This is a genomic window from Mesorhizobium sp. P5_C1 (assembly GCF_054049815.1).
In genome coordinates, this window is the sequence record NZ_JBFULQ010000028.1 from 1 (window position 1) to 24,028 (window position 24,028).

Sequence of the window (24,028 nt, forward strand, 5' to 3'; positions counted from 1 at the left end):
GCGCTACACCGGCCGCCCGGCGGCCGCCTCACCGGCGACCGGACTGATGTCGAAGCACCTTGCCCAGCTCGCCGCCTTGCTCGAAGACGCGCTCGGTGAATAGAAGAGACTCGGGTGAATAGAACAGATCTGGGCGAATAACTCAGGAAGAAACGGACAGGCACAATGGCTACCGAAATCCGCGTTCCCACTCTCGGCGARTCCGTCACCGAAGCGACCGTCGGCAAATGGTTCAAGAAGGTCGGCGACACGATCGCCGCCGATGAACCGCTGGTCGAGCTCGAGACCGACAAGGTGACGGTGGAGGTGCCTGCCGCCGCCGCCGGTACGCTGGGCGAGATCACCGTCAAGGAAGGTGAGACGGTCGGCGTCGGCGCCCTGCTGGGTTCGATTTCGGCGGGTGGCGATGCCGCCGCACCAGCAACCAAGCCACAGGCGGTGTCGCAGGCCTCGTCGCCGGACGCGGCATCGACCGGTAGGCAGGCCGCTGCCGAAACCGCCAAGATCGCCGGCGACGCCGGCGCGGTCGAGCCGCGCAACATGCCGCCGGCCCCAGCCGCGGCAAAACTGATCGCCGAGAAAAATCTCGCCGTCGACCAGCTCTCCGGCTCGGGCAGGCGCGGCCAGGTGCTGAAGGGCGACGTGCTCGACGCGATCTCGAAGGGCGCGCCGTCACAGCCGGCCGAGACCCCCAGGGCAGCGCCGGCGCCGGTTGCGGTGCGGGCGCCGTCCTCGGGCGACGATGCGTCGCGCGAAGAGCGCGTGCGCATGACCAAGCTGCGCCAGACCATCGCGCGCCGGCTCAAGGAAGCGCAGTCGACCGCCGCCATGCTGACCACCTTCAACGAGGTCGACATGAGCGCGGTGATGGCGCTCAGGACAAAGTACAAGGACGTGTTCGAGAAGAAGCACGGCGTGAAGCTTGGCTTCATGGGCTTCTTCACCAAGGCCGTCACCCACGCCTTGAAGGAAATCCCCTCGGTCAATGCCGAGATCGACAGCACCGACATCATCTTCAAGAACTATGCCCATATCGGCGTCGCCGTCGGCACCGAAAAGGGCCTGGTCGTGCCGGTCGTGCGCGATGCCGACCAGATGTCGATCGCCGAGATCGAGAAGGAGATTGGCCGCCTGGGCATCGCCGCGCGCGACGGCAAGCTGTCGGTCGCCGACATGCAGGGCGGCACGTTTACGATTTCCAACGGTGGCGTCTACGGGTCACTGATGTCGACGCCGATCCTCAACGCGCCGCAGTCGGGGATTTTGGGCATGCACAAGATCCAGGACCGGCCGGTGGTGGTCGGTGGCCAGATCGTGATCCGGCCGATGATGTATCTGGCGCTCAGCTACGATCACCGCATCGTCGACGGCAAGGAAGCGGTGACCTTCCTGGTCCGCGTCAAGGAAAGCCTGGAGGATCCGGAACGGCTGGTTCTGGATCTGTGAGCGGAGCTGATCCGCAATGAGCGGCTGGCTGGAGCAGTTGGGGTTCAAGCTGGGCCGTGGGCTACGGATCTTACGGCGTGAGCCGTGGACCTCCATGTCCACGCCGGCGGTGGTGTCGCCCGAATGGGAGCCGGCGCAGGCGAGCAGCAATCTCGGCCTCTTCGACCTGAGCGATGCGCAAATGGCGGAGCGCGAGATAACCGTCACGGTGATCGGCGAGCTGGATTTGCCGACAGGCGAAATTGTCGCCTGCGATCCCCTGACTACCGGAACCGACTGGCCAGCGTTAAGCCGCAAGGTCAGACCAGGGCGCTACCCGGTATCGTTGCTTGAGGCACAAGGCCGTGTTGCTGCAGCAGTCCTGCGCTTCCGGCCCGGCAGGCCGTTTCGCTGGGAGCTGGCAACCTTGCCCGATCAGGATGCATCGACCCTGAAGGGCAACGAGGTATTTGGATATCCCGTCGATGCCGGTCTTGGTTCGTTCATGGACAAGATGGCAATGGCGTTGATGTCTGAGCAGCAGGACAAGCTTGAAGCCAAGCAGAATTACTATGACGACGTCCTGGCGGCCGAGTTTGCGCCCAACCAGGATCGGTTCGCGATGCATCACCCCGTTGTCGGCAATCCCCTCAACATTGCGATGTTCTGGAGCGGCTGGGGTGACGGAATCTATCCATCGTTCTGGGGCCTCAGCGCGGCTGGCGAGCCGCTGCTGCTGATGACCGACTTTGAAGTGCTTGAAAACGCCGATGGCCGCGAGAGCCAGTAGGTCGCCGCGATGCAAAGCCCCTTGTCGTCCGCCATCGCATGCCTAGCGGGATCTCTGGCTGTTTTGTTCACCGGCTCCGCCACAATCGCAGCCTGCCCGATCGAACTCGCCGTCTATGGCGAGGCCCAAAGCGGCAGTGAGATCGATTTTAGCCCGACCGGCACCTCAGCGACCGTCACCAACAGCTTCCGGCTGATCCTCGACAACAATGTGGTGCTGAACGGCATCGTCATGTGGAACGAGGGCGTGTCGCGGCCGAACGGCGTGCTGATGTACAAATGCCCCGAGGGCGACGTCACCGGCGAGGAGCTCGCCGCCTGTACGGCTTGGCACGGCGTCATCTACACGTCGGATGACAAGGGCAGCATCGGCCTGCTGCCGGCCGAAGGCGTCGAGGCGCCGAAGACGCTGATCCTGCCGGATCTTGGGCAGTCGTTGCGTCAATCCTCGGCCTATGGCGGCAATGGATTTTCGAAAGTGCCGTGGGATGTGTTTGCCTTGAAGGGATGCCAGGAATGACCGATACGCAAAAGGTGCTGCTGGTCACCGGCGGCAGCCGCGGCATCGGCGCCGCGATCTGCCGGCTCGGCTCGAAGACCGGCTACCGCGTCGCGGTCAACTACGCTGCGAATAAGGACGCCGCCGATGCGCTGGTCGCAGAGATCCAGGCCGCCGGCGGCGACGCTCTTGCCGTCAAGGGCGATGTCGGCGTCGAGGCCGATATCGTTGCTATGTTCGGTGCCGTCGACCGCGCCTATGGCCGGCTCGATGCCTTCGTCAACAATGCCGGCATCGTCGACGCCAAGGCTCGCGTCGACGAGATGGATTTTTCGCGGCTGGAGCGCATGATGCGCATCAATGTCGTCGGTTCGTTCCTCTGCGCCCGCGAGGCGGTGAAGCGCATGTCGACCCGTCACGGCGGCAAGGGTGGCGCTATCGTCAACATCTCGTCGGCTGCGGCGGTGCTTGGCGCCGCGGACAACTATGTCGACTATGCCGCCTCCAAGGGCGCCATCGACACGTTCACCATCGGGCTCGCCCGCGAGGTGGCGCTGGAAGGCATCCGCGTCAATGCGGTGCGCCCGGGCATCATCGATACGGACATCCATGCCTCGGGCGGGCAGCCGGACCGGGTGGCATTGATCCAGGATACGCTTCCGATGAAAAGAGCCGGAACTGCTGATGAAGTCGCTGGTGCGGTTCTCTATCTTTTATCCGACGCCGCGTCCTATACGACGGGCGCGATCCTGAATGTAAGCGGCGGCCGCTGAGCCCCAATCAAGAAGGACAGTATCATGGCTTATGACGTCGTTATCATCGGATCGGGACCGGGCGGCTATGTCTGCGCCATCAAGGCGGCGCAGCTCGGGCTGAAGACGGCGGTGGTCGAGAAGAACGCGACCTTCGGCGGCACCTGCCTCAACATCGGCTGCATTCCGTCCAAGGCGCTGCTTTATGCCTCCGAGATGTTCGCCGAGGCGGGCCATTCCTTCGACACGCTCGGTGTTGAGATCGCCGCGCCGAAATTGAACCTGAAGAAGATGATGGCGCACAAGGACGCGACAGTGGCGTCGAACGTCAACGGCGTCGCCTTCCTGTTCAAGAAGAACAAGATCGACAGCTTCCGCGGCACCGGCAAGGTGATCGCCGCGGGAAAAGTCTCGGTGACCGGCGAGGACGGCAAGGTCGAGGAGATCGAGACCAAGAACATCGTCATCGCCACCGGTTCGGATGTCGCCGGCATTCCCGGCGTCAAGGTCGACTTCGACGAGAAGGTGATCGTGTCGTCGACCGGCGCGCTGTCGCTGGAGAAAGTGCCCGGTCATCTGGTGGTGGTCGGCGGCGGTGTCATCGGCCTCGAGCTCGGCTCGGTGTGGGCGCGGCTTGGCGCCAAGGTCACTGTCGTCGAATTTCTCGACACCATACTGGGCGGGATGGACGGCGAGGTCTCCAAGCAGTTCCAGCGAATGCTGTCGAAGCAGGGTTTCGAGTTCAAGCTCGGCGCCAAGGTCACCGGTGTCGCCAAGGCCAAGAAGGGCGCGACCGTCACCTTCGAGCCGGTCAAGGGTGGCGCTGCCGAGACCATCGAGGCCGACGCGGTGCTGATCGCCACCGGGCGCCGCGCCTATTCCGACACCCTCGGGCTCAAGGAAGCCGGCGTCGAGGTCGACGAGCGTGGCCGGGTCACGACCGATGGCCATCTCAGAACCAACGTGCCCGGCATCTACGCCATCGGCGATGTCATCGCCGGACCGATGCTGGCACACAAGGCCGAGGACGAGGGCGTGGCGGTGGCGGAAACCATCGCCGGCCAGGCCGGCCATGTGAACTATGACGTCATTCCGAGCGTCGTCTACACCAGCCCGGAAATCGCCTCGGTCGGCAAGACCGAGGAGGAATTGAAGAAGGCCGGCATCGAGTACAAGGCGGGAAAGTTTCCGTTCAGCGCCAATGGCCGGGCGCGCGCCATGCTGCACACCGACGGTTTCGTCAAGATCCTCGCCGACAAGGCAAGCGACCGCGTGCTCGGCGTCCATATTGTCGGCTTCGGCGCCGGCGAGATGATCCACGAGGCGGCGGTGCTGATGGAATTCGGCGGCTCGTCCGAGGATCTTGCCCGCACCTGCCATGCACACCCGACGATGTCGGAAGCGGTCAAGGAGGCGGCGCTGGCGACCTTCTTCAAGCCGATCCACATCTAGGAAACGCAGCCCTCGGTTCGACGCTTGGCATACCATTTTGCTGCCAGAAGAAGCTCCCCAAACAAAACGGCCCGCCTTTTGGCGGGCCGTTCGTATTTGATATCGAGCCTGATCAGTTGGCCGGTGCGGCAGGAGCCGGCGCAGGCGCTGGAGCCGGTGCGGGCGCTGGGGCAGGCGCCGCGGGAGCGGGCGCGGCCGGAGCCGGTTCGGCTGGCTTCATAGGTTCTGCAGGAGCCGGCGCAGGTGCCGGTGTGCTGGCCGCCGGCGCCTCGGCAGGTGCCGGATGCTCACCGCCGCTTCTTCCGAAAACATAATACGCGACAACCGCCAGAATAACGACGACCAGAACAATCAGCCAGGTGCTGCCACCGCCGCTTGGGCGAGGAGCGTTGGTGGACGAATTGAACGGGTCGTTTGGATTCGGTGTGTTCGCCATAAAAGTGTCCTCCGTGGATGAAAAACATCAAACAACAGCCATCAACGCGTTACCGTCGAATGGGTTTCACACTAGTCGAGGAAAACGCCGAAAACGCGACGCCCGGATCCTCCACCACCATGCGGCGACTCAGTTGACAGCGGTGACAGTATAGCCGGCTTTGCGGAAATCCTCGACCAGGCCTTCGGGACCCGGAAGGTGGAGGGCGCCGACCGCCATGAAGGCATTGCCCCTGGCAAGGATCGGCTGGGCATGATCTACCATCACCTTGTTGCGGCTGGTGATCATGGTTTCCTCGAACGCGGCATAGCCTGCGGGGTCGTCCTGCTCATCGGGCATGGCCGCACGGAACAGTGGCCAGAACATACCGGTGTCGCCGCGCTGGTAGAGAACGATCATGGTTTCATTGATGTCGTTGACCTTGTCGCCCAGCTTCAGCGTGTCGACCAGCCCCTTCATGTGAAAGGCCAGTGGCAAAGAGGCCATGGCGCGCAATTGGCTGGCAGCCGTTTCCAGTCCCTCAACCGGCTTGCCGGCGGCCTTGGCACCTTCCGCCAGCTTGACGTCGAGCACCGGGGCGCCGCCGGACTGTCGGGCGAGTTCGCAAGCCGGAAGCGCCATCATGGCCGAGAGCATCCACGGCTTCATCTTGGCGACGGTTGCCGGCGGGATGCCGCGTGCGTCGAGTGCGGCATTCATGGCCGCCGCATCGTCGGGCGACAGCAATGACGACAGCGTCGTGGAGTCGGTGAACATCATCAGGTCCGGCTCCTTGAGCATCGCCGCCATCATCTGCTGCTTGTCGAGCACGTCGGTGGTTTCGATGACGATGGTGGCGGCGGCGTCATAGGCCTTCTGCGCGGCCGGCGGCAGCGCGGTGACGCGCGGGTCGGTCATGTGCATGGTGCCGAACAGGAAGGACGGCTTTTCGCCCGGCTTCTCCAGCTTCCACAGCAGGCCCTTGCCGTTCGGCGTGGCGGCGGCTTCAGTCTCGATCTTCTGATAGGCCGACGGATCGCTCTTCTGCAAGGCAGACAGCATGTCGGCGCCGGTGCAGGTGGGGATCTCGGCATGCGCCCTGCCGGCCGCGAGCAGCAAGACGGCAAGGAACGACAGGAAAAACAGGACATTGAGCGCGACAAGCAGCTTCAGCGACACGGAAGCTGCACGGTCGGCGATGGCGATGACGCGTTTCATGACGCTGTCTTCATGTTTGACCATGACCTTTCCGAAAACCGGGTCCCACTTTTCGGGATCATGGTCAGGTCTAGGCGCAAAAAGCGGCAAAACGGTTAATCGGCGCTGCAAAATTGTCTTTGACCGGTCCTAGCTACTCGGCGCAGGCGTTTTGACGGGTCTATTTGCGTTGACCAAACCGCATGCCTTGGTGAATTGGCGAAAACGCCCATCGCTTCGTCATCCTGGGGCGGAGCAAGGAGCGCAGCGACGCGGCGCAGACTTCGGGATCCATGCCGCGACTTCAAAGCGCTGCCACGGTTCAGAATTCTGGTCCGCGGCATTCTTCGGCTGAGATCGCGGCATGGATACCAGGGTCTTCGCGACGCCGCTGCGCGGCTGCTTCGCCCAGGGATGACGAAATGATCATGCCCTTGGGTGAGCAGACTCATAAATTTCGAGCAGCCTGGCAGTGTCGACGCCGGTGTAGATCTGCGTCGTCGACAGGCTGGCGTGGCCTAGGAGCTCCTGGATGGTGCGCAAATCGCCACCGCGGCCGAGCAGATGCGTGGCGAAGGAATGGCGCAGCGCGTGCGGCGTCGCGGTATCGGGCAGGTTGAGCGCCGAGCGCAGCTTGGCCATGTCGCGCTGGACTATGGCCGGATTGAGCGGGCCGCCGCGCGCGCCCCGAAACAAAAGGCCCTTCGGGTCGAGATGATAGGGGCAGAGCCGGCGGTATTCGGCGATCGCCCGCAGCGCCACTGGCAGCACCGGCACCAGCCGCGTCTTGCCGCCCTTGCCGGTGACGCGCAGCACGGTGTCGGTCGCCAAGGCCAGATCGGCAGCTGCGAGGCCAAGCGCCTCGGAAATGCGCAGGCCGGAGCCGTAGAGCAGCGTCAGCACGGCTGCGTTGCGGGCGGCGATCCACGGCTCTTCCGCCAGTTGGCCTTCGACGGAAACGACATGCTTGGCGTCGCTTGCCGTCAGCGGCTTGGGCAGCGATTTGGGCTGGCGCGGCGCGCGCAAGGCTGCCGCACCGGCCGCATTGACGAGGCCGCGCCGTTCGAGGAACCGCAGCAGCGAACGGATGCCCGCCAGTCCGCGGCCAAGCGTGCGGGCGCCGGCGCCGGCGTTGCGGCGCGCGGCGAGGAAGCCGCGCAGATCGGCTGGGCGCAGATTGGCGATGTCCGAAATGCCGGGCGAGCCGCCACAATGGCCGGTGAGGAAATGCAGGAACTGCCGCGTGTCGCGCTCGTAGGCCTCGACGGTCTCCGGCGACAGCCGGCGTTCGCGCGCCAGCATCTTCAGCCAGCTTTCACGCGCCGCCTGGAGGTCGGGTTTTGCCGGGATGAGGAATTCCTGCACGGTGTGCTTCCAATCTTGCTTCATGCGTGCCGTTGTCCCAAACCAGGAGCCACTTTTGGGCGACATGTATTTGTCTTTATGCATGTCGTCTTCCCAAAACCGGGCTCCACTTTTGGGCGACATGCATCAGCCGCCATTTTCCGGCAGCCGGGTTAGGAACCGGTGAAGAGCCATGTCATTGAAATGACAATCGGGGAGCGTTAGAGCAAAGCCAAAGGATATCGCGCCATGAGCAAGCCCCAAAACCCCGTCCAGATGGCCGTGATCGGCGCCGCCCACGGCATCAAGGGCGAATTGCGGGTCAAGACCTTCACCGGTGAGCCGCTGGCGCTGGCCGATTATGGGCCGCTCTATGCCAGGGACGGCCGCGCCTTCCAGATCATCGACATCAGGCCCGCCAACACCGTCGTCGTTGTCCGCTTCAAGGGTGTTGCCGACCGCAACGCAGCTGAGGCGCTCGCCGGCACCGAACTGTTTGTCGACCGCTCGATGCTGCCCGACGATGGCGAGGAGGACGAATTCTACCATGCCGACCTGGTCGGTCTGGAGGTCCGGGACGATGCCGGTGCTGCGATCGGCAAGGTCGTGGCCGTGCACAATTTCGGCGGTGGCGACATTCTCGATGTGACATTGGGCGGGCGCAAGGGCGTGCTGATCCCGTTCACGCAGGCGGCGGTGCCTGATGTGTCGATCGTCGAGGGCTTTGTCCGCGTCGACCCGGCGGCGGCCGGGCTGCTCGAGGACGAGGATGGCGATGCGCCGCGCGAGGAAGACTTCGATCCGAAGGGCAGACCGCGCGGACCGCGCGACGCCGGGGGCAACCGGTGACGTTCAAAGCATCGGTGCTGACGCTCTATCCCGAGATGTTTCCGGGCGCGCTCGGCCTGTCGCTGGCCGGCCGGGCGCTGGAAGGTGGCACATGGTCGCTGGAAGCGATCCAGATCCGCGACTTTGCCACCGACCGCCATCGCACCGTCGACGACACGCCGGCCGGCGGCGGTGCCGGCATGGTGATGCGTGCCGATGTTTTGGCCAGGGCTATCGACCATGCTTCGCCGGAAGGCGACGCGCGGCCACGGCTGCTGATGAGCCCGCGCGGCAAGCCGTTGACGCAGGCGCGCGTGCGCGAACTCGCCGCCGGGCCGGGCGCTGTGATCCTGTGCGGCCGCTTCGAGGGCGTCGACCAGCGGCTGATCGAGGCGCGCGGATTGGAAGAGGTTTCGATCGGCGATTTCATCCTCTCTGGCGGTGAGCCGGCGGCCCTTGTGCTGCTCGACGCGGTGGTGCGGCTGTTGCCCGGCGTCATGGGCAACGCCGTGTCGGGCGAAGAGGAGAGTTTCGAGAACGGCCTGCTCGAACACCCTCATTACACACGGCCGCAGGAATTCGAGGGGCGCGAGATTCCCGAGGTGCTGATATCAGGCAATCACAAGAAGATCGCTGCCTGGCGGCGGGCGGAGTCCGAGGCGCTGACGAAAGAGCGGCGGCCCGACCTGCCCGGCGCTCAGCCTTTGCTAAAGTAGTAGAAGGCGAGGAACAGGCCGACGGCGACGACGAAGCCGCGCACTGCGTTCTGCGGTACGCGCTTGGCGATCCAGACGCCGGCATAGCCGCCCAGCGCGCCGCCCGGGATCATGATGATCGCCTGCGGCCAGGCGACAACGCCGCCCGAGACGAAGACGACGATCGCCACCGCGGCGATGACAATGGCCAGCATGTTCTTCAGCGCGTTCAGCCGGTGATAGTCGCCGGCTTGCGTGAGGCCGAGCGTCGCCAGCATCATGACGCCCATGCCGGCGCCGAAGAAGCCGCCATAGATAGCGGTGATGAACTGCGCCAATGAACCGGTTAGCGTGCCCACGGCTGCTTCGTGCCCCGGCTTCGGCGCGGGTTTCAGCCACGGCCCGGCGGCAAACAGGGCCGTTGCGCCCAACAGCAGCCACGGCACTAGGACGCGGAAGGACGGATTGTCGAGCGCCAGCAGGATCAGCGCGCCAGCCAGCGCGCCGACCGCCGAGATCAGGCAGAGCAGCAATGCGCCACGCCAGAAATGGTGGATGTCATCCCAGTAGGCGAGCGTCGAGGTGATGTAGCCGGGAAACTGCGTCACCGAGGAGGTGGCATTGGCGACGATCGGCGGCAGGCCGACCAAGGTCATGGCGCCGAAGGTGATGAAGGTGCCGCCACCGGCGACCGCATTGGCGGCGCCTGACAGAAAGCCCGCCAGGAAAAGCAGGATGGCGTCGAAGATAGACATGTAAGGCCGCCGCGAAAAACTGTGCTGCGCCCGGCTTAGGAAGCCTGGCATACGGACGCAACCCGGCACCGGAAGGTTATGATGGTGCCATGCAGGCAAAAAAGACTCGGGGTCAGGCGTGACAAAGCGCTGAAATAGCTGTATGTGCCCGCCCGTACCGGCAAGAAAAACTCTGCCGGATCCGTCAACAATGACGGTGTAGTCGCCCCTGCCCGATGTCTTGGACACCGATGTCTTCGATAAAGGGCATAGCCGAGCGGTCATTGGAACTGCAAGGCGAGTGTCGGACGCTCTGGCTGTCGGAAGAACAAGAAGTGGATTTTTGAGATGGATCTTCTCCGTCAACTCGAGGCCGAGCAGGCCGCCAAGATCGAAGCCAAGCGCAAGCTTCCCGAATTCCAGCCCGGCGACACCGTGCGCGTCCAGGTCCGCGTGACCGAAGGCACCCGCACCCGCGTCCAGGCCTATGAGGGCGTCGTCATCGCCCGCGCCGGATCCGGCTTCCAGGAAAATTTCACCGTCCGCAAGATCTCCTACGGCGAAGGCGTCGAGCGCGTGTTCCCGGTCTATTCGCCGATGGTGGAGGGCGTCGAGATCGTTCGCCGCGGCAAGGTGCGTCGCGCCAAGCTCTACTATCTGCGCGATCGTCGCGGCAAGTCGGCCCGTATTTCGGAAAACACCGGCGTGCGCGCCCGCAAGCTGAACGATGACGAGCGCGATGCGCTGAACGCCGAGAAGGCCCGTATCGAGGCCGAGAAGGTGGCAGCCGCCGAGGCTCTGGCCGCCGAGACGGCCGCCAAGGAAGCAGCCGAGAAGAAGGCAGCCGCCGAGGCTGAGGCAGCCAAGGCCGCGGAAGCCGCGACCGCCGAATAAGTTTTTCGCCAATCATGTTTGTAGAAAAGGCGGCTTCGGCCGCCTTTTTTCGTTTGATGGGAATCTTACTTGGCAGGAAATCCGCCATTGACTCGATTTAGATCGTGCACTAAACGATCGCACACAATATAACTGGAGACACTAGATGACCGCATTGTATTCCACCCAGGCCCGCGCCGTCGGCGGCCGCGCCGGCCACGTCCAGAGCAGCGATGGCCTGCTCAGCCTCGACCTTGCCATGCCGAAGGAACTTGGCGGCAAGGGCGGCGCCACCAATCCCGAGCAGCTTTTCGCCGCCGGCTATGCCGCCTGCTTCGAAAGCGCCATGCGCTTCATCGCCGGCAAGCAGAAACTGCCGCTGCAGGATGCCTCGGTGACAGCCAATGTCAGCCTGCATCCCAATGGTCAGGGCGGTTTCCTGCTCGGCGTTTCGCTGGCGGCCGAGACGAAAGGTCTTGATCAGGCGGCGGCGGAAGCGCTTGTATCGGCAGCGCATGAGGTTTGTCCCTATTCCAACGCCATCAAGGGCAACATCGAGGTGGCCCTTTCGGCAAAGGCGCTTCCGGCAAAGGCAGCATGACCACCAGAACGATCCCTTCGCCCTTGGACGTCCCGGCGGATTTCGCCGGGATACCGAAGCTCGACCAGCATCTGTGCTTCGCGCTCTATTCGGCGAGCGGGCTGATGACACGGCTCTACCGGCCGCTGCTCGAGCCGCTCGGCCTGACCTACCCGCAATATCTGACCATGCTGGCACTGTGGGAGCATGCACCGCGCACGGTCGGCGAACTCGGCGACGCGCTGGGGCTCGATTCGGCAACGCTGACGCCGCTGCTCAAGCGCCTGGAAGCGAACGGCCTGGTCACGCGCCGGCGCGATGCCGCCGACGAACGCCGGGTGCTGGTCGAACCGACACCTCAGGGCCAGGCACTGCGCGAGGGCGCCAAGGCGGTGTCGGCCGCGATGCGGTGCCATTCGCCGCTCGACGGCGACGAGCTGAAATCCCTGCATCGCTCCCTGACCCGGCTGATCGACGGTTTGCGGGAAGCGAGCGCCGATTGACGGGACACCACGACGATCGTCCAGGAATCCCCGGATAGAAGGCAATGGAATCCGTTTTCACGTGCGCCGACGCAGTGGACCGTCTTGCATGACGCTTGTGGAAAGCTAAAGTCGGCGCCGGATTTTCCTGCAAGCCCGGCCGATGTCCGGGCGCTTTCACTTCCGGGGAGTGTGTCATGACCAAATCGAAACTGCTGCTGGCCGGCCTACTTGCCCTCATGCTGACGCCCGTTGCCGCCTTGGCGCAGGCGCTGCCCGATCTCGGCGGCAAGAAGGTGGTGGTGGTGACCGAAAACGCCTATCCGCCGCTGCAGTTCATCGATGCCAAGACGGGAAAACAGATCGGCTGGGAATATGATGCGATGAACGAGATCGCCAAGCGGCTGAACTTCACCGTTGAGTACCAGAATACCTCCTGGGACGCGATGATCCAGGCGGTTTCCGACAACCAGTACAATATCGGCATGACCGGCATCACCATCAAGGACGACCGCAAGCAGAAGGTCGACTTCTCCGACCCCTATATGCGGTCGGAACAGTTCATGCTGGTGCGCGGCGACGAAAGCCGCTTCACGGACGCCAAGACCTTCGGCGCTTTCAAGGACGGGCTGATTGGCGCCCAGGCCGGCACGACGCCCTTCTACACCGCCGTCTACAGCGTGCTCGACGGTAATGAGCAGAATCCGCGCATCAAACTGTTCGAGACTTTTGGCGCGACGGTGCAGGCCTTGAAGTCCGGCGACGTCGATGTCGTCCTGACCGACGGTACCGCGGGCAAGGGCTATGTCGATGCCTCCGACGGCAAGCTGAAGCTGATCGGCGGGCCGCTGGGCACCGAGGATTTCGGGTTTATCTTTCCGAAGGGCTCCGATCTGGTGAAGCCAGTCAACGCGGCAATCGCGGCGCTCAAGGCCGACGGCACGTTCGACACGCTCAACAAGAAATGGTTCCTTGATTACAAGATGGGGCAGTAACCCCCCCTTGTTGAGCGCATTGCATACTGATGGCGCGGTAATCCTCGCGCTGACTCTGCGCTTCGCCGGCATCGCCTGATGCAGGCCGCTTCTACCTCAAAATCCGACTTCCCCTGGTGGCTGGTCGTGGCCGTGGCCATCGCGATTGCGGTGGCCGTCTTCGTTGCCACCAGCAACCTCTACGCCCAGGTCTTCGCCACCGTCGCCAAGGGCATAGGCATTACCGTTTTCGTCACCGTGATTGCCTTCGTTTTGGCGTCTGGCATTGGCCTCGGCGTCGCGCTGATGGGCCTGTCGGGCTCGCGCCCGCTACGCCAGGTCGCCCGCTTCTATGTCGAGATCATCCGCGGCGTGCCGATCCTGGTGCTGTTGTTCTGGATCGCCTTCGTCGGCGCGCCGGCCTTCGTCGCGGGTTGGAATGCCCTGACCGCACCGCTGCAGAATGCCGGCCTTGTGGGCGAATTGCTGGTGCGCGACGTGTCGCTCTTGTGGCGCGCCATCATGGCGCTGACCATCGGCTATTCGGCGTTCATCTCGGAGGTCTTTCGCGCCGGCATCCAGGCCGTCGAGAAGGGCCAGATCGAGGCGGCGAAGGCGCTCGGCCTGACGCGCGCTCAACGTTTCCGGCTGATCGTGTTTCCGCAGGCGATCCGCACCATCCTGCCGCCGCTCGGCAATGATTTCGTCGCCCTGGTCAAGGATTCTTCGCTGGTCTCGGTGCTCGGCGTCGCCGACATCACGCAGATGGGTAAGGTCTATGCCGCCGGCTCGTTCCGCTTCTTCGAGACCTATTCGATCGTCGCCTACATCTATCTCATCCTGACCGTTGGCCTGTCGTTGGCCTTGCGGGCGCTGGAACGGCGGTTGCGTCGCCAGCACGAAGAATAGTTTTTGAGCGAAGACGGCGCTACGATCCTTGTCTCCATATCTCGAATGAGGACGTCACATGATCGTCGACAAAGCCAATGCGGCGCTTGATTCCGTCTACACCGCCGACACGCCGGAAGCGCTGGCCGAGGCCTATGCCGCGTGGGCCGCGACCTATGACAGCGAGACGGCTTCGCTCGGTTATCTCCTGCCCTTCCTGATCACCGCCTGGGTGGCCCGCCACGTGCCGGCGGGCGACGGACCGCTGCTCGATGCCGGCTGCGGCACCGGACTGTCGGGCCCGTCGCTGCAGGCGCTGGGCTACCGTGACATTGCCGGGCTCGACCTCTCCGACGACATGCTGAAAATCGCCGGCAGCCGAAATGCCTACAGCGAGCTGAAACAAGCGATGCTTGGCGGGCCGCTGCCATGGCCGGATGGCCATTTCCGCGCTTTCTTCTCAACCGGCGTTTTCACCATCAGCCATGCGCCGGCCTTGAGCCTGCATGAGCTGGTGCGCATCACCCGGAAGGGCGGCCACGCCGTCTTCACCGTGCGCGACCAAGTGTTCGACAGCGGCGGCTTCCAGGCCGTGTTCGACGAACTGGAGCAGGCGAAGACATGGCGGCCGGTCGAGCAAAGCCCATGGTTCCGCTGCTACGCGATCGCCGAGCCCGACGCGCTGGTGAAGACCTTCGTTTTTGAGGTGATGTGAGCGGCGAGGAACCTACGTCCTGCGACGGCAGCTTCCAATTGCCGAAAAGCCAAAACATTGGTATGAGCCACGCCATGGAAGAGCTTTTTGGCGATCCGGCCTATAAGGGGTTCGTGCTGCAGGATAGAAAACGCCTGCCGTCGCGTTTCTCCGCGCGCGTCTCCGGCGCGCTGACCAGCCGACTACCCTAGGCCGACCTGTTCAGGTCGTTTCGCCGGACCGGTGATCCGGCATCTGCTCCTTCCCATTCTCATATCGACGGATTTACGCACATGAGCGCACCGCGCACCCTCTACGACAAGATTTTCGACGACCATGTCGTCGACCGCCAGGACGACGGCACCTGTCTGCTCTACATCGACCGCCACCTCGTCCATGAAGTGACCAGCCCGCAGGCCTTCGAAGGCTTGCGCCTGAGCGGCCGCAAGGTCCGGCATCCGGAAAAGACGCTGGCCGTGGTCGACCACAATGTCTCGACCTCGCCCGAGCGCAAGTTCGGCATCAAGAACGAGGAAAGCCGCATCCAGGTCGAGGCGCTGGCCAAGAATGCCAAGGATTTCGGCGTCGAGTATTATTCGGAAAACGATATCCGCCAGGGCATCGTCCACATCATCGGCCCGGAGCAGGGCTTTACGCTGCCCGGCATGACCATCGTCTGCGGTGACAGCCACACCTCGACCCACGGTGCCTTCGGCGCGCTGGCGCACGGCATCGGTACGTCCGAGGTCGAGCATGTGCTGGCGACGCAGACGCTGATCCAGCGCAAGGCCAAGAACATGCTGGTGCGTGTCGACGGCCAGTTGCCGGATGGCGTCACCGCCAAGGACATCATCCTCGCCATCATCGGCGAGATCGGCACCGCCGGCGGCACCGGCTATGTCATCGAATATGCCGGCGAGGCGATCCGTGCGCTGTCGATGGAAGGCCGCATGACGATCTGCAACATGTCGATCGAGGGCGGCGCGCGCGCCGGCCTGATCGCGGCAGACGAGACGACCTTCGCCTATGTCAAGGACAAGCCGCGCGCACCGAAGGGCGCGGCGTGGGATGCGGCAATGGAATACTGGAAGACGCTGCAGTCCGACGAAGGCGCGCATTTCGACAAGGTGATCGTGCTCGACGCGGCCAAGTTGCCGCCGATCGTTTCCTGGGGCTCCTCGCCCGAGGATGTCGTGTCGGTGCAAGGCATCGTGCCGAACCCGGACGATATCTCGGATGAAAACAAGCGCACCTCCAAGCAGCGCGCGCTCGACTATATGGGGCTGACGCCGGGCACCAGGATCACCGACATCACGCTCGATCGCGTCTTCATCGGTTCGTGCACCAATGGCCGCATCGAGGATCTGCGCGCCGTCGCCAAGGTGGTCGAAGGCAAGACCGTCAGCCCGCATGTCGATGCGATGATCGTGCCCGGCTCCGGCCTGGTCAAGGAACAAGCGGAAGCCGAAGGCCTCGACAAGATCTTCGTCGCCGCCGGCTTCGACTGGCGCGAGCCGGGCTGCTCGATGTGCCTTGCCATGAACGACGACCGGCTGAAGCCGCATGAACGCTGCGCCTCGACCTCGAACCGCAATTTCGAAGGCCGGCAGGGCTTCAAGGGCCGCACCCACCTGGTGTCGCCGGCGATGGCGGCGGCGGCGGCGATCGCCGGCCACTTCGTCGACATCCGCGAGTGGAAATAGCGCCGGAACCTGCGGCTCGAACGCATGCCAGACCCCGGACCGCCTTGCGGCTCCGGGGTCTTTTTCATCCGCTCCGTTGCATATTCAGCTTTCGCTTAACTGCTTGTTTGGGCTTGCGCCCTAAGGTCTTCCCTGACGTAAGCGAGGGGAAGTCACAGTCCTTTGGACACCGGTCTGTTCATAGCGCTGCTCAATCCGACGATCGCGCTGGCACTCGGCGCGGCCTTCCTCGTGCTATGGTCCTATCAACGCCACCGCCCATATCTCGCCGTTCTGGCGATCAGCTACGGTCTCTCGGCGGCCGGCTTCCTGCTGCAGTATTTCACCTTGCCCTTCGGCATGCAGCTGACCAAGCTGACGTCGAATATCTGCTTCACCGTTGCCGGTTGCTGCCTGTCCAGCGCCATCATCCACCGCTATGGCCGCAAGGTGCCTTATGTGGGGATCGGCGTACTGGTCGGCGGTGGCCTGGCGTCGTTTTGCTGGTTCCTGTTCGTCGCGCCGGATCTCACCTGGCGCATCCTGGCGATGAATTTCGCTTTTGGCGGCCTCAGCCTTCTGGTCGCCGCCGAACTGCGACCGGTGCGCCGCAACGGTCCGACCGAAAACATCCTTTTCGCGCTGTCGCTGTTGTCGGGCCTGAACTTCTTCGTGCGTACCCTTGTCGTCGTCATAGCGCACGGGCCCTTCACCAGCTATGACGGCTTCTATGCCTCGTCCTACTGGACGACGGCGCTGCTGTCGCATGCACTGCTGTCGCTGCTGATTGCGCTCTGCCTGTTCTCCGCCGCGGCACTTGACGTGATGAAGGCGCTGAAGACCGAGACCTACACCGACCCACTTTCGGGCCTTCTCAATCGCCGCGGCTTCGAGGAACGAGGCATGCAGCTGTTGCGCCACTGCGCCACGGCCCGCTTCCCGGTCGCGCTGGTGCTGGCCGACCTCGATCATTTCAAGGCGCTCAACGACGTACATGGGCATGCGGCGGGCGATCGCGTGATCGCCGACTTCGCTTCCAAGCTTCGGTTGGCCGCCGGGACGCGCGGCGTTGCCGGGCGTATCGGCGGCGAAGAGTTTGCCGTGCTGCTGCCGTTGAGCGATCTCGCTGCCGCGCGGCTGTTCGCCGAAGCCGTGCGCACGGTATATTCGGCCGGCCAGGTCGACGGGCTTCCTGCCGGCACCAAGGTGACAGCGAGTTTCGGCGTGGCTGCCCGCAGTGGCGACGAGGCGCTAGAGCCGCTGATGCGCCGTGCCGACGATGCGCTCTACAAGGCCAAGAAGAATGGCCGCGACAGCGTGCGCCTGTCCTATGAGCGCCCGGAAACGGTGTTCGTGCCGGAGCCACTCAAGGTGGGCTGATCCCGCCCGGCTGGGCCAGCGTTAACGGCTTCTTCGCCGCTCGATGCTTTAGCTGTCGGCGCGGGTTCGGGAAGACTATGAGCGGCGCCAATTTCATCCTGTTGATCAATGTGTCGGTCGCCGGCCTGTTGGCGGCGTCCTTCATCGCGGTCGCGTTGCATGAGGCCGGCCGCGCCGCGCCGCGCTGGCTGGCGTTCGGCTATCTGCTGGGCATGGTGTATTTCGCCATCGAATTCAGCATCCCCGCCTTCGACAATGCGCGGCCGGTGGTCGTTGCCGCCTTCGCGGTGTTCCTGGGCGCCACCATCGCCTTCAATGGCGGCCTGGCGCACAAATACGGCGTGTCGCCGCCGTGGAAGCAGATGCTGTTCTTCCTCGTCGCCACCTCTGTCGCGGTGTATTTCGTGCAGGACCTGCCGCGCCAGTCGCTGGCCCGCATGATGGCCTACCAGCTTCCCTATGCGGTCATGCAGTTCATCGGTCTCGTGATCGTGTGGTCGTCGCGGCAAAGGCACGCCCGTCTCGACCACATCCTGATGGCGGTGCTGGCGGCCAGCGGGTTACAGTTTGCCTCAAAGCCGCTCATCGCGCATGTGCTCGGCGGCTGGGGCGCCAACCCGCAGGCCTATCTGCAAAGCAACTACGCGCTGGTGTCTCAGTCGCTCGGCACCGTCTTTGGCTCGGCGCTGGCGCTGCTGATTCTGGCCATCCTGGTTCGCGACGTGCTCGCCGAGGTGACGTCGAGGTCGGAGACGGACACGCTTTCGCGCCTGCTCAACCGCGGCGGCTTCGCCCGCCACGCTGAGCAGGCAGTGCTGGGCGCCGTGCGTCAAAGCGTGCCGGTCGCGCTGGTCATCGCCGACCTCGATCATTTCAAGACCGTCAACGACAGCTTCGGCCATGCGTCCGGCGACCGGGTGATCGAGACCTTTGCCGGTTTCCTGCGCGAGGCCGCCGCCGGCCACCATGTCGCCGGCCGCATCGGCGGCGAGGAGTTCGCCATCATCCTGCCGGGAACCAACCTTGCCGCCGCCCGGCTGTTCGCCGAGGGCGCGCGCAGCGCTTTCAGCGCGCTGCCCATCGATGGACTGCCGGTGGACAATCGCTGCACGGCAAGCTTCGGCGTCGCCGAGCTTCATCCGAGCGAGGATTTTGCCGGTCTGATGCGGCGCGCCGACCAGGCACTTTACCAGGCGAAGAATGCCGGGCGCGATTGTGTGCGTGTCTCCGCCGGGCCGGCCGGCGGAAGAGAGATTACAGCCGGCGCTGGTTAGATCCGGATCACTGGCAGGGGCTGAGCTCGGGCATCTCGCCATCAGCAAGCCCGTACATATAGCTGCGCCCTTTCACGAACACCGGCGGCCGGTAACAATCGCCGGAGCCGGTGATTTCGTCCGATTCATTCTCGTAGATCACCTTGGGCTGGCCGGCGCTGGTGTAGTCGGACAGCTGCTTGGCCAATTTGCCTTCGCCGACCAGGATGCGCTTGTAGCCGGCGGCGCTGTCGATGACGAGATTGCCGAGCGAATCGGCGTAGACGCGGTCGTGGTGGCGTGCGCCGGCGAGCGCTGGCGCCGCCAGGCCAACGACGGAAGCCGCCACGATGAGCGCCGCAAGGCGCATTCTTTCCGAGTTCGAACGCATGGCGTCCTCCTTGTTTAGAGGAAAGCCTCCTCGAATCAGAAATTAACCTTTTCTTAACCTTTGTTAAGAGGCCGGCGCGTTTCGCAGCGATGTCTCGGTAAACATGGTTAATATCCGACTGGGTGGAAAATCCGGTGGCCATCTTTCGGCCATGCTTGGCCGCACCATCGCGGCCGGCGTCCAGTTCGGCATAGGATGACCTTGATCTTGGCAACGCATCGTGGCCAGTTTGCCGCGCGGGAGGGACAGCATATGGCGCCAGGCCGGACGTTTCGGGTGACGCTTGTCCTGTCGCCGCTTCTGGTCGCCATGGCCTGCGTGCCGCAGAATGATCCTCCGAGAGCCGGCAACAGGGCCGCTACGTCGTTCTCGCTGGCGCCTGCCGCCTCGGCGGGCGGTGCCGGCACCGACATGACCTCGCCGCAGCCGCGCACCGCGACCTACAGTTGCGCCGATGGCGGCAGGATGACCATCGAGAATCTCGGCACCTCGGTGCATGTTCTCGGGTCCGACGGTACCAGCGAAGATCTGCAGGCCTCGCCGGCCAACCAGAACAGCCGTTACCAGCAGGCGCATGACGCGATTGTGATCGATGGCCGCGAAGCGCTGGTCATGAAGGCTGGGTCGACGCCGGTGACCTGTAAGCGCTGACTTGGGGGCCATGTCGGACCTGTATGTTGCACTGCAGCGATAGCGAGCCGGCTTCGGCCCAATCACCGCTAATCGATTGAAGCCTGCGCCTGCCTTTTAGTCAGACTAAATTACGTTTTCGAAACGGTTTTCTGGCTTTGACGCGGTGCAAAAAGAGCATTAGAAACCGGCTGTCCGAAGTCGCATCCGGAAGCGGCAATGCCGCATTTCCACCTGAGGCTCCAGGGACGCCGAACTGGGGGAGCCATGAGCAAATCACCAGCCACCCGCGCAAGACCGCTTTCGCCGCACCTGACCGTGTACCGGCCGCCGATCACCATGACGATGTCGATCATCCATCGCATCACCGGCGGCGCGCTCTATTTCGGCACGCTGCTGGTCGCCATATGGCTGATGGCGGCGGCAAGCTCGCAGCCGACATTCGACTGGGTCAATTGGGCCTTCGGCACCTGGCTCGGCCGGCTGATCCTGTTCGGCTACACCTGGGCGCTGATGCACCACATGCTGGGTGGTGTGCGCCATCTGGTCTGGGACACCGGCGCCGGCCTCGAGAAGCACACGGCCTCGAAGATCGCCTGGGCGACGCTGGCCGGCTCGGTCCTGCTCACGCTGCTGATCTGGATCGCCGGCTATATGGCGCGGGGAGCCTGATCATGAGCACTGGCAAGACCGACATGCGCACGCCGCTGGCGAAAGTCCGCGGCCTGGGTTCCGCCCGCGAGGGCACCGGGCATTTCTGGCGCCAGCGCCTCACTGCCATCGCCAACATCCCGCTGACGCTGTTCTTCGTCGGTTTCCTGACCGCGCTCAACGGCGGCGGCTACGTTGAGGTGCGGGCATCGCTCGCCAATCCGTTCGTGGCGCTGGTGCTGGCCCTGGTGCTCATCTCCGGCCTCATCCACATGCGGCTCGGCATGCAGGTGATCATCGAGGACTACGTGCATGGCGAAGGCATGAAGCTGGCGCTTATCGCGCTCAATACGTTTTTCACCATAGCGGTCGGCGTCGCCTCGATCTTCGCCCTGCTCAAGCTGGCATTCGGAGGCTGAGTTGGCCAAGGACGCAAAAGGAGCCAACACCGGTTCCGCTTACACCTATGTCGATCACAAATTCGACGTGGTGGTCGTCGGCGCCGGTGGCGCCGGCCTGCGCGCCACGCTCGGCATGGCCGAACAGGGCCTGCGCACCGCCTGCATCACCAAGGTTTTCCCGACCCGCTCGCACACGGTGGCGGCGCAAGGCGGCATCGCCGCTTCGCTGTCCAACATGGGGCCCGATTCCTGGCAGTGGCATATGTACGACACCGTCAAGGGTTCGGACTGGCTGGGCGATGTCGACGCCATGGAATATCTGGTGCGCGAAGCGCCGGCGGCGGTCTACGAGCTCGAACATTACGGCGTGCCGTTCTCGCGCACCGAAGAAGGCAAGATCTACCAGCGGCCGTTCGGTGGCCACATGATGAATTACGGCGAAGGCCCGCCGGTGCAGCGTACCTGCGCGGCCGCAGACCGCACCGGCCACGCCATCCTGCACACGCTCTACGGCCAGTCGCTGAAGAACAACGCGCAGTTCTTCATCGAGTATTTCGCGCTCGACCTGATCATGGAGCCGGACGGCACCTGCACCGGCGTCGTCGCATGGAACCTCGACGACGGCACCATCCACCGCTTCTCGGCCAAGATGGTGGTGCTGGCGACCGGCGGCTATGGCCGCTCCTATTTCTCGGCGACTTCGGCGCATACCTGCACCGGCGACGGCGGCGGCATGGCCGCACGCGCCGGCTTTCCGCTGCAGGACATGGAGTTCGTGCAGTTCCACCCGACCGGCATCTATGGCGCCGGCTGCCTGATCACCGAAGGCGCGCGCGGCGAGGGCGGCTATCTCGTCAACTCCGAGGGCGAGCGCTTCATGGAGCGTTACGCGCCGTCGGCCAAGGACCTTGCCTCGCGCGACGTCGTCTCGCGCTGCATGACGCTGGAGATCCGCGAAGGACGCGGCGTCGGCCCGAAGAAGGACCACATCTTCCTGCACCTCGACCATCTCGATCCGGCCGTGCTGCACGAGCGGCTGCCGGGCATTTCGGAATCGGCAAAGATCTTTGCCGGCGTCGACCTGACCAAGGAGCCGATCCCGGTCCTGCCGACGGTGCACTACAATATGGGCGGCGTGCCGACCAATTACTGGGGCGAGGTGCTCAACCCGACGCCGAGGAGCCCGGACAAGGTGTCGCCCGGGCTGATGGCGGTCGGCGAGGCGGGCTGCGCCTCGGTGCATGGCGCCAACCGGCTGGGTTCGAACTCGCTGATCGACCTGGTGGTGTTCGGCCGCGCGGCCGCGATCCGGGCCGGCCAGGTCATCGACCGCAAGTCGGCGATCCCGGCGCCCAACGAAGCCTCTGTCGAAAAGATCATGGGCCGCTTCGACCGCCTGCGCCACGCCAACGGCTCGACGCCGACGGCAAGCTTGCGCGAAAAAATGCAGCGGGCAATGCAGGAAGACGCGGCGGTGTTCCGCACGCAGGAATCGCTGGAGAATGGCTGCAAGCGTATTTCGGAAATCTGGACCGAGCTCAAGGACATCAAAGTGTTCGACCGCTCGATGATCTGGAACTCCGACCTGGTCGAAACGCTGGAACTGGAAAACCTGATGGCCAACGCCATCACCACGGTCTACAGCGCCGAGGCGCGCAAGGAGAGCCGCGGGGCGCATGCGCGGGAAGACTTTTCGGCACGCGACGACACGGCCTGGCGCAAGCATACGCTGGCCCGGCTCAGCGAAGGCGGCAAGGTGACGCTGTCCTACCGGCCGGTGCATACCGAGCCGCTGCTGGCGGAAAAGGACGGCGGCATCAGCCTCGCCAAGATCGCGCCGAAGGCCAGGGTGTATTGACCATGGCGCTGGCGGCCTCGGGATATTCCGCTACGCCCCTTCCGGCCAAGCTCGGCCTGAAGGACGGGATGACCGCCGCCTTCATCGCGCTGCCATCGGAACTCGATGAGCTGGCCGATGCTGTTGCCTTTGCCAATGTCGACCGGCTGGCCGATTGGTCTGACATTTCGGGAACGACCCAAAAATACGATGCCGTCCATGCCTTCACCCGGCAGCGCGCCGAGATCGAGGATCGCCTCGGCGATGTCGAAGCGGCGATCAAGCGCGACGGCATGGTCTGGGTGTCCTGGCCGAAGAAGGCATCGAAGGTGCCGACCGACGTCACCGAGAGCGTCGTTCGCGCCGAGGCGCTGAAGCGCGACCTGGTCGATGTGAAAGTCGCCGCCGTCAATGAAATCTGGTCCGGGCTGAAGCTCGTCATCCGAAAAGACCGCAGGTAACGGTTGAACTGACGCTCCCCAAGAATTCGAAGATCCAGCAAGGCAAAACCTGACCGAAGCCGGATGGCGCACGGTCTCTATCGCGCTTTTCGATGACCTCTGCGATATGGCTGGCGCTGTCGACTTTGCACAGATCGACCGGCTGGCCCGTCTGATCGAGAATTTCGGCGCTCGCCTGAAATACGAGGCCGTCCATCTATCACACAACAATGCGCTTAGAGCGGTTCACCGTTTCACGGAAACGTCGAACCGCTCATGCACGCCGTTCGCCCAAAACCGAGGTCACTTTTGAGCGACGTATATTAGCGATCTCGAAAGTAATTGGCCGTTTGATATTTGCGCTCATCAGCATTGCCTTAGTATAGCTTTAAGTGATTCTCGATATCCACTTCCGAAATCGTCGATCGAGTGCGAAGTATGCGCGGATTTCATGCTATTCGTTGCTGGCCAATTGGATCATTGGTCAGCGTCGCGACAGTGGGGTCGCTCACCTGGCTCGTGTCGCTGGTTTATCTTCAGGAGAAAAGGCTGCTGGCGGTCCTTGGCCTGGGCGCTCTGTGCTCGCTTCTCTTGCTGGATCGCCTCCAAGGGGTCAGGACGGATCAGCCAACAAGCAGGTGGTTCAGCGCCTACTTGTCGCTTATTCCTTGTTTTCTCTTCCTTTTCTATGTCTACGTCGAAAGTGTTTTCGGCTATTTCGATTGGGGCGCGATGTTCATGC

General features: G+C 63.8%; 28 protein-coding genes and 1 pseudogene. 24 read left to right on the forward strand and 5 right to left on the reverse strand.

Features of this window, described 5'->3' with window-relative positions:
• From ACXJ7R_RS04270 to lpdA, 6 genes are all read left to right on the forward strand, one after another.
• Positions 1 to 103, forward strand: a 103-nt coding sequence (locus tag ACXJ7R_RS04270; protein WP_457150755.1) for a hypothetical protein, incomplete at its 5' end; no start/stop codon positions are given.
• 62 nt (positions 104 to 165) lie between these two features.
• Positions 166 to 1,446, forward strand: coding sequence for a 2-oxoglutarate dehydrogenase complex dihydrolipoyllysine-residue succinyltransferase (gene odhB, locus ACXJ7R_RS04275; protein WP_457150733.1), 1,281 nt, complete (start codon positions 166 to 168; stop codon positions 1,444 to 1,446).
• Positions 1,447 to 1,462: 16 nt separating this feature from the next.
• On the forward strand, positions 1,463 to 2,215 hold the full coding sequence (locus ACXJ7R_RS04280) for a DUF4241 domain-containing protein (RefSeq protein WP_457150734.1): 753 nt from the start codon (positions 1,463 to 1,465) through the stop codon (positions 2,213 to 2,215).
• 9 nt (positions 2,216 to 2,224) lie between these two features.
• On the forward strand, positions 2,225 to 2,734 hold the full coding sequence (locus ACXJ7R_RS04285; protein WP_457150735.1) for a hypothetical protein: 510 nt from the start codon (positions 2,225 to 2,227) through the stop codon (positions 2,732 to 2,734).
• Complete coding sequence (locus ACXJ7R_RS04290; RefSeq protein WP_457150736.1) at positions 2,731 to 3,486, forward strand: SDR family oxidoreductase; 756 nt, start codon at positions 2,731 to 2,733, stop codon at positions 3,484 to 3,486. The genes ACXJ7R_RS04285 and ACXJ7R_RS04290 overlap by 4 nt, the downstream gene beginning before the upstream one ends.
• A 24-nt stretch (positions 3,487 to 3,510) precedes the next feature.
• Positions 3,511 to 4,917, forward strand: coding sequence for a dihydrolipoyl dehydrogenase (lpdA, locus tag ACXJ7R_RS04295; protein ID WP_457150737.1), 1,407 nt, complete (start codon positions 3,511 to 3,513; stop codon positions 4,915 to 4,917).
• A 565-nt stretch (positions 4,918 to 5,482) separates the two neighbouring features.
• Here lpdA and ACXJ7R_RS04300 read toward each other — a convergent pair.
• Positions 5,483 to 6,550 carry a TraB/GumN family protein gene (locus ACXJ7R_RS04300; protein ID WP_457150756.1) on the reverse strand — a complete coding sequence of 356 codons (1,068 nt, stop codon included), beginning with the start codon at positions 6,548 to 6,550 and terminating at the stop codon, positions 5,483 to 5,485.
• A gap of 405 nt (positions 6,551 to 6,955) precedes the next feature.
• Complete coding sequence (locus ACXJ7R_RS04305; protein ID WP_457150738.1) at positions 6,956 to 7,918, reverse strand: tyrosine recombinase XerC; 963 nt, start codon at positions 7,916 to 7,918, stop codon at positions 6,956 to 6,958.
• Positions 7,919 to 8,122: 204 nt separating this feature from the next.
• Between ACXJ7R_RS04305 and rimM the strand changes: the two genes are divergently transcribed.
• Both rimM and trmD read left to right on the forward strand, forming a co-directional pair.
• Positions 8,123 to 8,722 carry a ribosome maturation factor RimM gene (rimM, locus tag ACXJ7R_RS04310; protein WP_457150739.1) on the forward strand — a complete coding sequence of 200 codons (600 nt, stop codon included), beginning with the start codon at positions 8,123 to 8,125 and terminating at the stop codon, positions 8,720 to 8,722.
• Positions 8,719 to 9,417, forward strand: a complete 699-nt coding sequence (gene trmD / locus ACXJ7R_RS04315; RefSeq protein ID WP_457150740.1) for a tRNA (guanosine(37)-N1)-methyltransferase TrmD — start codon at positions 8,719 to 8,721, stop codon at positions 9,415 to 9,417. Before rimM ends, trmD begins: the two co-directional genes overlap by 4 nt.
• On the opposite strand, the gene ACXJ7R_RS04320 is transcribed toward trmD, so the two are convergent.
• Positions 9,399 to 10,151 carry a sulfite exporter TauE/SafE family protein gene (locus tag ACXJ7R_RS04320; RefSeq protein WP_457150741.1) on the reverse strand — a complete coding sequence of 251 codons (753 nt, stop codon included), beginning with the start codon at positions 10,149 to 10,151 and terminating at the stop codon, positions 9,399 to 9,401. The genes trmD and ACXJ7R_RS04320 overlap by 19 nt on opposite strands.
• Positions 10,152 to 10,478: 327 nt before the next feature.
• On the opposite strand from ACXJ7R_RS04320, the gene rplS reads away from it, so the two are divergent.
• The 10 genes from rplS to ACXJ7R_RS04370 all read left to right on the forward strand — a co-directional run bounded on the left by rplS (position 10,479) and on the right by ACXJ7R_RS04370 (position 18,957).
• The gene (rplS, locus tag ACXJ7R_RS04325; RefSeq protein ID WP_095084028.1) at positions 10,479 to 11,024 is read left to right on the forward strand and encodes a 50S ribosomal protein L19; all 546 of its coding nucleotides are present in this window, start codon (positions 10,479 to 10,481) and stop codon (positions 11,022 to 11,024) included.
• Positions 11,025 to 11,169: 145 nt separating this feature from the next.
• On the forward strand, positions 11,170 to 11,604 hold the full coding sequence (locus ACXJ7R_RS04330) for an organic hydroperoxide resistance protein (protein WP_457150742.1): 435 nt from the start codon (positions 11,170 to 11,172) through the stop codon (positions 11,602 to 11,604).
• The gene (locus ACXJ7R_RS04335; RefSeq protein WP_457150743.1) at positions 11,601 to 12,086 is read left to right on the forward strand and encodes a MarR family winged helix-turn-helix transcriptional regulator; all 486 of its coding nucleotides are present in this window, start codon (positions 11,601 to 11,603) and stop codon (positions 12,084 to 12,086) included. The genes ACXJ7R_RS04330 and ACXJ7R_RS04335 overlap by 4 nt, the downstream gene beginning before the upstream one ends.
• Before the next feature lie 176 nt (positions 12,087 to 12,262).
• Positions 12,263 to 13,060 (forward strand): transporter substrate-binding domain-containing protein, encoded by a 798-nt coding sequence (locus ACXJ7R_RS04340; protein ID WP_095084031.1) that lies wholly within the window; start codon positions 12,263 to 12,265, stop codon positions 13,058 to 13,060.
• Positions 13,061 to 13,138: 78 nt separating this feature from the next.
• Complete coding sequence (locus tag ACXJ7R_RS04345) at positions 13,139 to 13,948, forward strand: amino acid ABC transporter permease (RefSeq protein WP_457150744.1); 810 nt, start codon at positions 13,139 to 13,141, stop codon at positions 13,946 to 13,948.
• A 58-nt stretch (positions 13,949 to 14,006) separates the two neighbouring features.
• A complete protein-coding gene (locus ACXJ7R_RS04350) occupies positions 14,007 to 14,642 on the forward strand; it encodes a class I SAM-dependent DNA methyltransferase (protein WP_457150745.1) in 636 nt (211 codons plus the stop codon).
• Complete coding sequence (locus ACXJ7R_RS04355; RefSeq protein WP_167391997.1) at positions 14,639 to 14,833, forward strand: hypothetical protein; 195 nt, start codon at positions 14,639 to 14,641, stop codon at positions 14,831 to 14,833. Before ACXJ7R_RS04350 ends, ACXJ7R_RS04355 begins: the two co-directional genes overlap by 4 nt.
• Before the next feature lie 81 nt (positions 14,834 to 14,914).
• The gene (gene leuC, locus ACXJ7R_RS04360; protein ID WP_457150746.1) at positions 14,915 to 16,324 is read left to right on the forward strand and encodes a 3-isopropylmalate dehydratase large subunit; all 1,410 of its coding nucleotides are present in this window, start codon (positions 14,915 to 14,917) and stop codon (positions 16,322 to 16,324) included.
• Positions 16,325 to 16,486: 162 nt separating this feature from the next.
• The gene (locus tag ACXJ7R_RS04365; RefSeq protein WP_457150747.1) at positions 16,487 to 17,683 is read left to right on the forward strand and encodes a GGDEF domain-containing protein; all 1,197 of its coding nucleotides are present in this window, start codon (positions 16,487 to 16,489) and stop codon (positions 17,681 to 17,683) included.
• Positions 17,684 to 17,760: 77 nt separating this feature from the next.
• Entirely contained in the window at positions 17,761 to 18,957 is a 1,197-nt protein-coding gene (locus ACXJ7R_RS04370) for a diguanylate cyclase (protein ID WP_457150748.1), read from the forward strand.
• A 7-nt stretch (positions 18,958 to 18,964) separates the two neighbouring features.
• Here ACXJ7R_RS04370 and ACXJ7R_RS04375 read toward each other — a convergent pair whose 3' ends face one another.
• Positions 18,965 to 19,327, reverse strand: coding sequence for a hypothetical protein (locus ACXJ7R_RS04375; protein WP_457150749.1), 363 nt, complete (start codon positions 19,325 to 19,327; stop codon positions 18,965 to 18,967).
• 207 nt (positions 19,328 to 19,534) lie between these two features.
• Here ACXJ7R_RS04375 and ACXJ7R_RS04380 point away from each other — a divergent pair, with 207 nt between their 5' ends.
• From ACXJ7R_RS04380 to ACXJ7R_RS04400, 5 genes are all read left to right on the forward strand, one after another.
• Positions 19,535 to 19,978 (forward strand): hypothetical protein, encoded by a 444-nt coding sequence (locus ACXJ7R_RS04380; protein WP_457150750.1) that lies wholly within the window; start codon positions 19,535 to 19,537, stop codon positions 19,976 to 19,978.
• A 246-nt stretch (positions 19,979 to 20,224) separates the two neighbouring features.
• Positions 20,225 to 20,629 carry a succinate dehydrogenase, cytochrome b556 subunit gene (sdhC, locus tag ACXJ7R_RS04385; protein WP_457150751.1) on the forward strand — a complete coding sequence of 135 codons (405 nt, stop codon included), beginning with the start codon at positions 20,225 to 20,227 and terminating at the stop codon, positions 20,627 to 20,629.
• A gap of 2 nt (positions 20,630 to 20,631) precedes the next feature.
• Entirely contained in the window at positions 20,632 to 21,027 is a 396-nt protein-coding gene (sdhD, locus tag ACXJ7R_RS04390; RefSeq protein ID WP_457150752.1) for a succinate dehydrogenase, hydrophobic membrane anchor protein, read from the forward strand.
• Position 21,028: 1 nt separating this feature from the next.
• Complete coding sequence (gene sdhA / locus ACXJ7R_RS04395; RefSeq protein WP_457150753.1) at positions 21,029 to 22,867, forward strand: succinate dehydrogenase flavoprotein subunit; 1,839 nt, start codon at positions 21,029 to 21,031, stop codon at positions 22,865 to 22,867.
• A gap of 2 nt (positions 22,868 to 22,869) precedes the next feature.
• A complete protein-coding gene (locus ACXJ7R_RS04400) occupies positions 22,870 to 23,307 on the forward strand; it encodes a DUF3052 family protein (protein ID WP_457150754.1) in 438 nt (145 codons plus the stop codon).
• Here ACXJ7R_RS04400 and ACXJ7R_RS04405 read toward each other — a convergent pair.
• Positions 23,285 to 23,503, reverse strand: coding sequence for a hypothetical protein (locus ACXJ7R_RS04405; RefSeq protein WP_184872579.1), 219 nt, complete (start codon positions 23,501 to 23,503; stop codon positions 23,285 to 23,287). The two genes, ACXJ7R_RS04400 and ACXJ7R_RS04405, sit on opposite strands and share 23 nt — an antisense overlap.
• Before the next feature lie 221 nt (positions 23,504 to 23,724).
• Here ACXJ7R_RS04405 and ACXJ7R_RS04410 point away from each other — a divergent pair.
• A pseudogene (locus ACXJ7R_RS04410) lies at positions 23,725 to 24,028 on the forward strand (sulfatase-like hydrolase/transferase); the annotation flags it as partial.

What these genes read in the sequence shown, in the direction of transcription:
- ACXJ7R_RS04280 (WP_457150734.1), top strand. Translation starts at nt 1,463, where the DNA reads ATGAGCGGCTGGCTGGAGCAGTTGGGGTTCAAGCTGGGCCGTGGGCTA.
- ACXJ7R_RS04285 (WP_457150735.1), top strand. Translation starts at nt 2,225, where the DNA reads ATGCAAAGCCCCTTGTCGTCCGCCATCGCATGCCTAGCGGGATCTCTG.
- ACXJ7R_RS04290 (WP_457150736.1), top strand. Translation starts at nt 2,731, where the DNA reads ATGACCGATACGCAAAAGGTGCTGCTGGTCACCGGCGGCAGCCGCGGC.
- lpdA (WP_457150737.1), top strand. Translation starts at nt 3,511, where the DNA reads ATGGCTTATGACGTCGTTATCATCGGATCGGGACCGGGCGGCTATGTC.
- ACXJ7R_RS04300 (WP_457150756.1), bottom strand. Translation starts at nt 6,550, where the DNA reads ATGAAACGCGTCATCGCCATCGCCGACCGTGCAGCTTCCGTGTCGCTG.
- ACXJ7R_RS04305 (WP_457150738.1), bottom strand. Translation starts at nt 7,918, where the DNA reads ATGAAGCAAGATTGGAAGCACACCGTGCAGGAATTCCTCATCCCGGCA.
- rimM (WP_457150739.1), top strand. Translation starts at nt 8,123, where the DNA reads ATGAGCAAGCCCCAAAACCCCGTCCAGATGGCCGTGATCGGCGCCGCC.
- ACXJ7R_RS04320 (WP_457150741.1), bottom strand. Translation starts at nt 10,151, where the DNA reads ATGTCTATCTTCGACGCCATCCTGCTTTTCCTGGCGGGCTTTCTGTCA.
- rplS (WP_095084028.1), top strand. Translation starts at nt 10,479, where the DNA reads ATGGATCTTCTCCGTCAACTCGAGGCCGAGCAGGCCGCCAAGATCGAA.
- ACXJ7R_RS04330 (WP_457150742.1), top strand. Translation starts at nt 11,170, where the DNA reads ATGACCGCATTGTATTCCACCCAGGCCCGCGCCGTCGGCGGCCGCGCC.
- ACXJ7R_RS04335 (WP_457150743.1), top strand. Translation starts at nt 11,601, where the DNA reads ATGACCACCAGAACGATCCCTTCGCCCTTGGACGTCCCGGCGGATTTC.
- ACXJ7R_RS04340 (WP_095084031.1), top strand. Translation starts at nt 12,263, where the DNA reads ATGACCAAATCGAAACTGCTGCTGGCCGGCCTACTTGCCCTCATGCTG.
- ACXJ7R_RS04345 (WP_457150744.1), top strand. Translation starts at nt 13,139, where the DNA reads ATGCAGGCCGCTTCTACCTCAAAATCCGACTTCCCCTGGTGGCTGGTC.
- ACXJ7R_RS04350 (WP_457150745.1), top strand. Translation starts at nt 14,007, where the DNA reads ATGATCGTCGACAAAGCCAATGCGGCGCTTGATTCCGTCTACACCGCC.
- leuC (WP_457150746.1), top strand. Translation starts at nt 14,915, where the DNA reads ATGAGCGCACCGCGCACCCTCTACGACAAGATTTTCGACGACCATGTC.
- ACXJ7R_RS04370 (WP_457150748.1), top strand. Translation starts at nt 17,761, where the DNA reads ATGAGCGGCGCCAATTTCATCCTGTTGATCAATGTGTCGGTCGCCGGC.
- ACXJ7R_RS04375 (WP_457150749.1), bottom strand. Translation starts at nt 19,327, where the DNA reads ATGCGTTCGAACTCGGAAAGAATGCGCCTTGCGGCGCTCATCGTGGCG.
- sdhC (WP_457150751.1), top strand. Translation starts at nt 20,225, where the DNA reads ATGAGCAAATCACCAGCCACCCGCGCAAGACCGCTTTCGCCGCACCTG.
- sdhD (WP_457150752.1), top strand. Translation starts at nt 20,632, where the DNA reads ATGAGCACTGGCAAGACCGACATGCGCACGCCGCTGGCGAAAGTCCGC.
- ACXJ7R_RS04400 (WP_457150754.1), top strand. Translation starts at nt 22,870, where the DNA reads ATGGCGCTGGCGGCCTCGGGATATTCCGCTACGCCCCTTCCGGCCAAG.
- ACXJ7R_RS04405 (WP_184872579.1), bottom strand. Translation starts at nt 23,503, where the DNA reads ATGGACGGCCTCGTATTTCAGGCGAGCGCCGAAATTCTCGATCAGACG.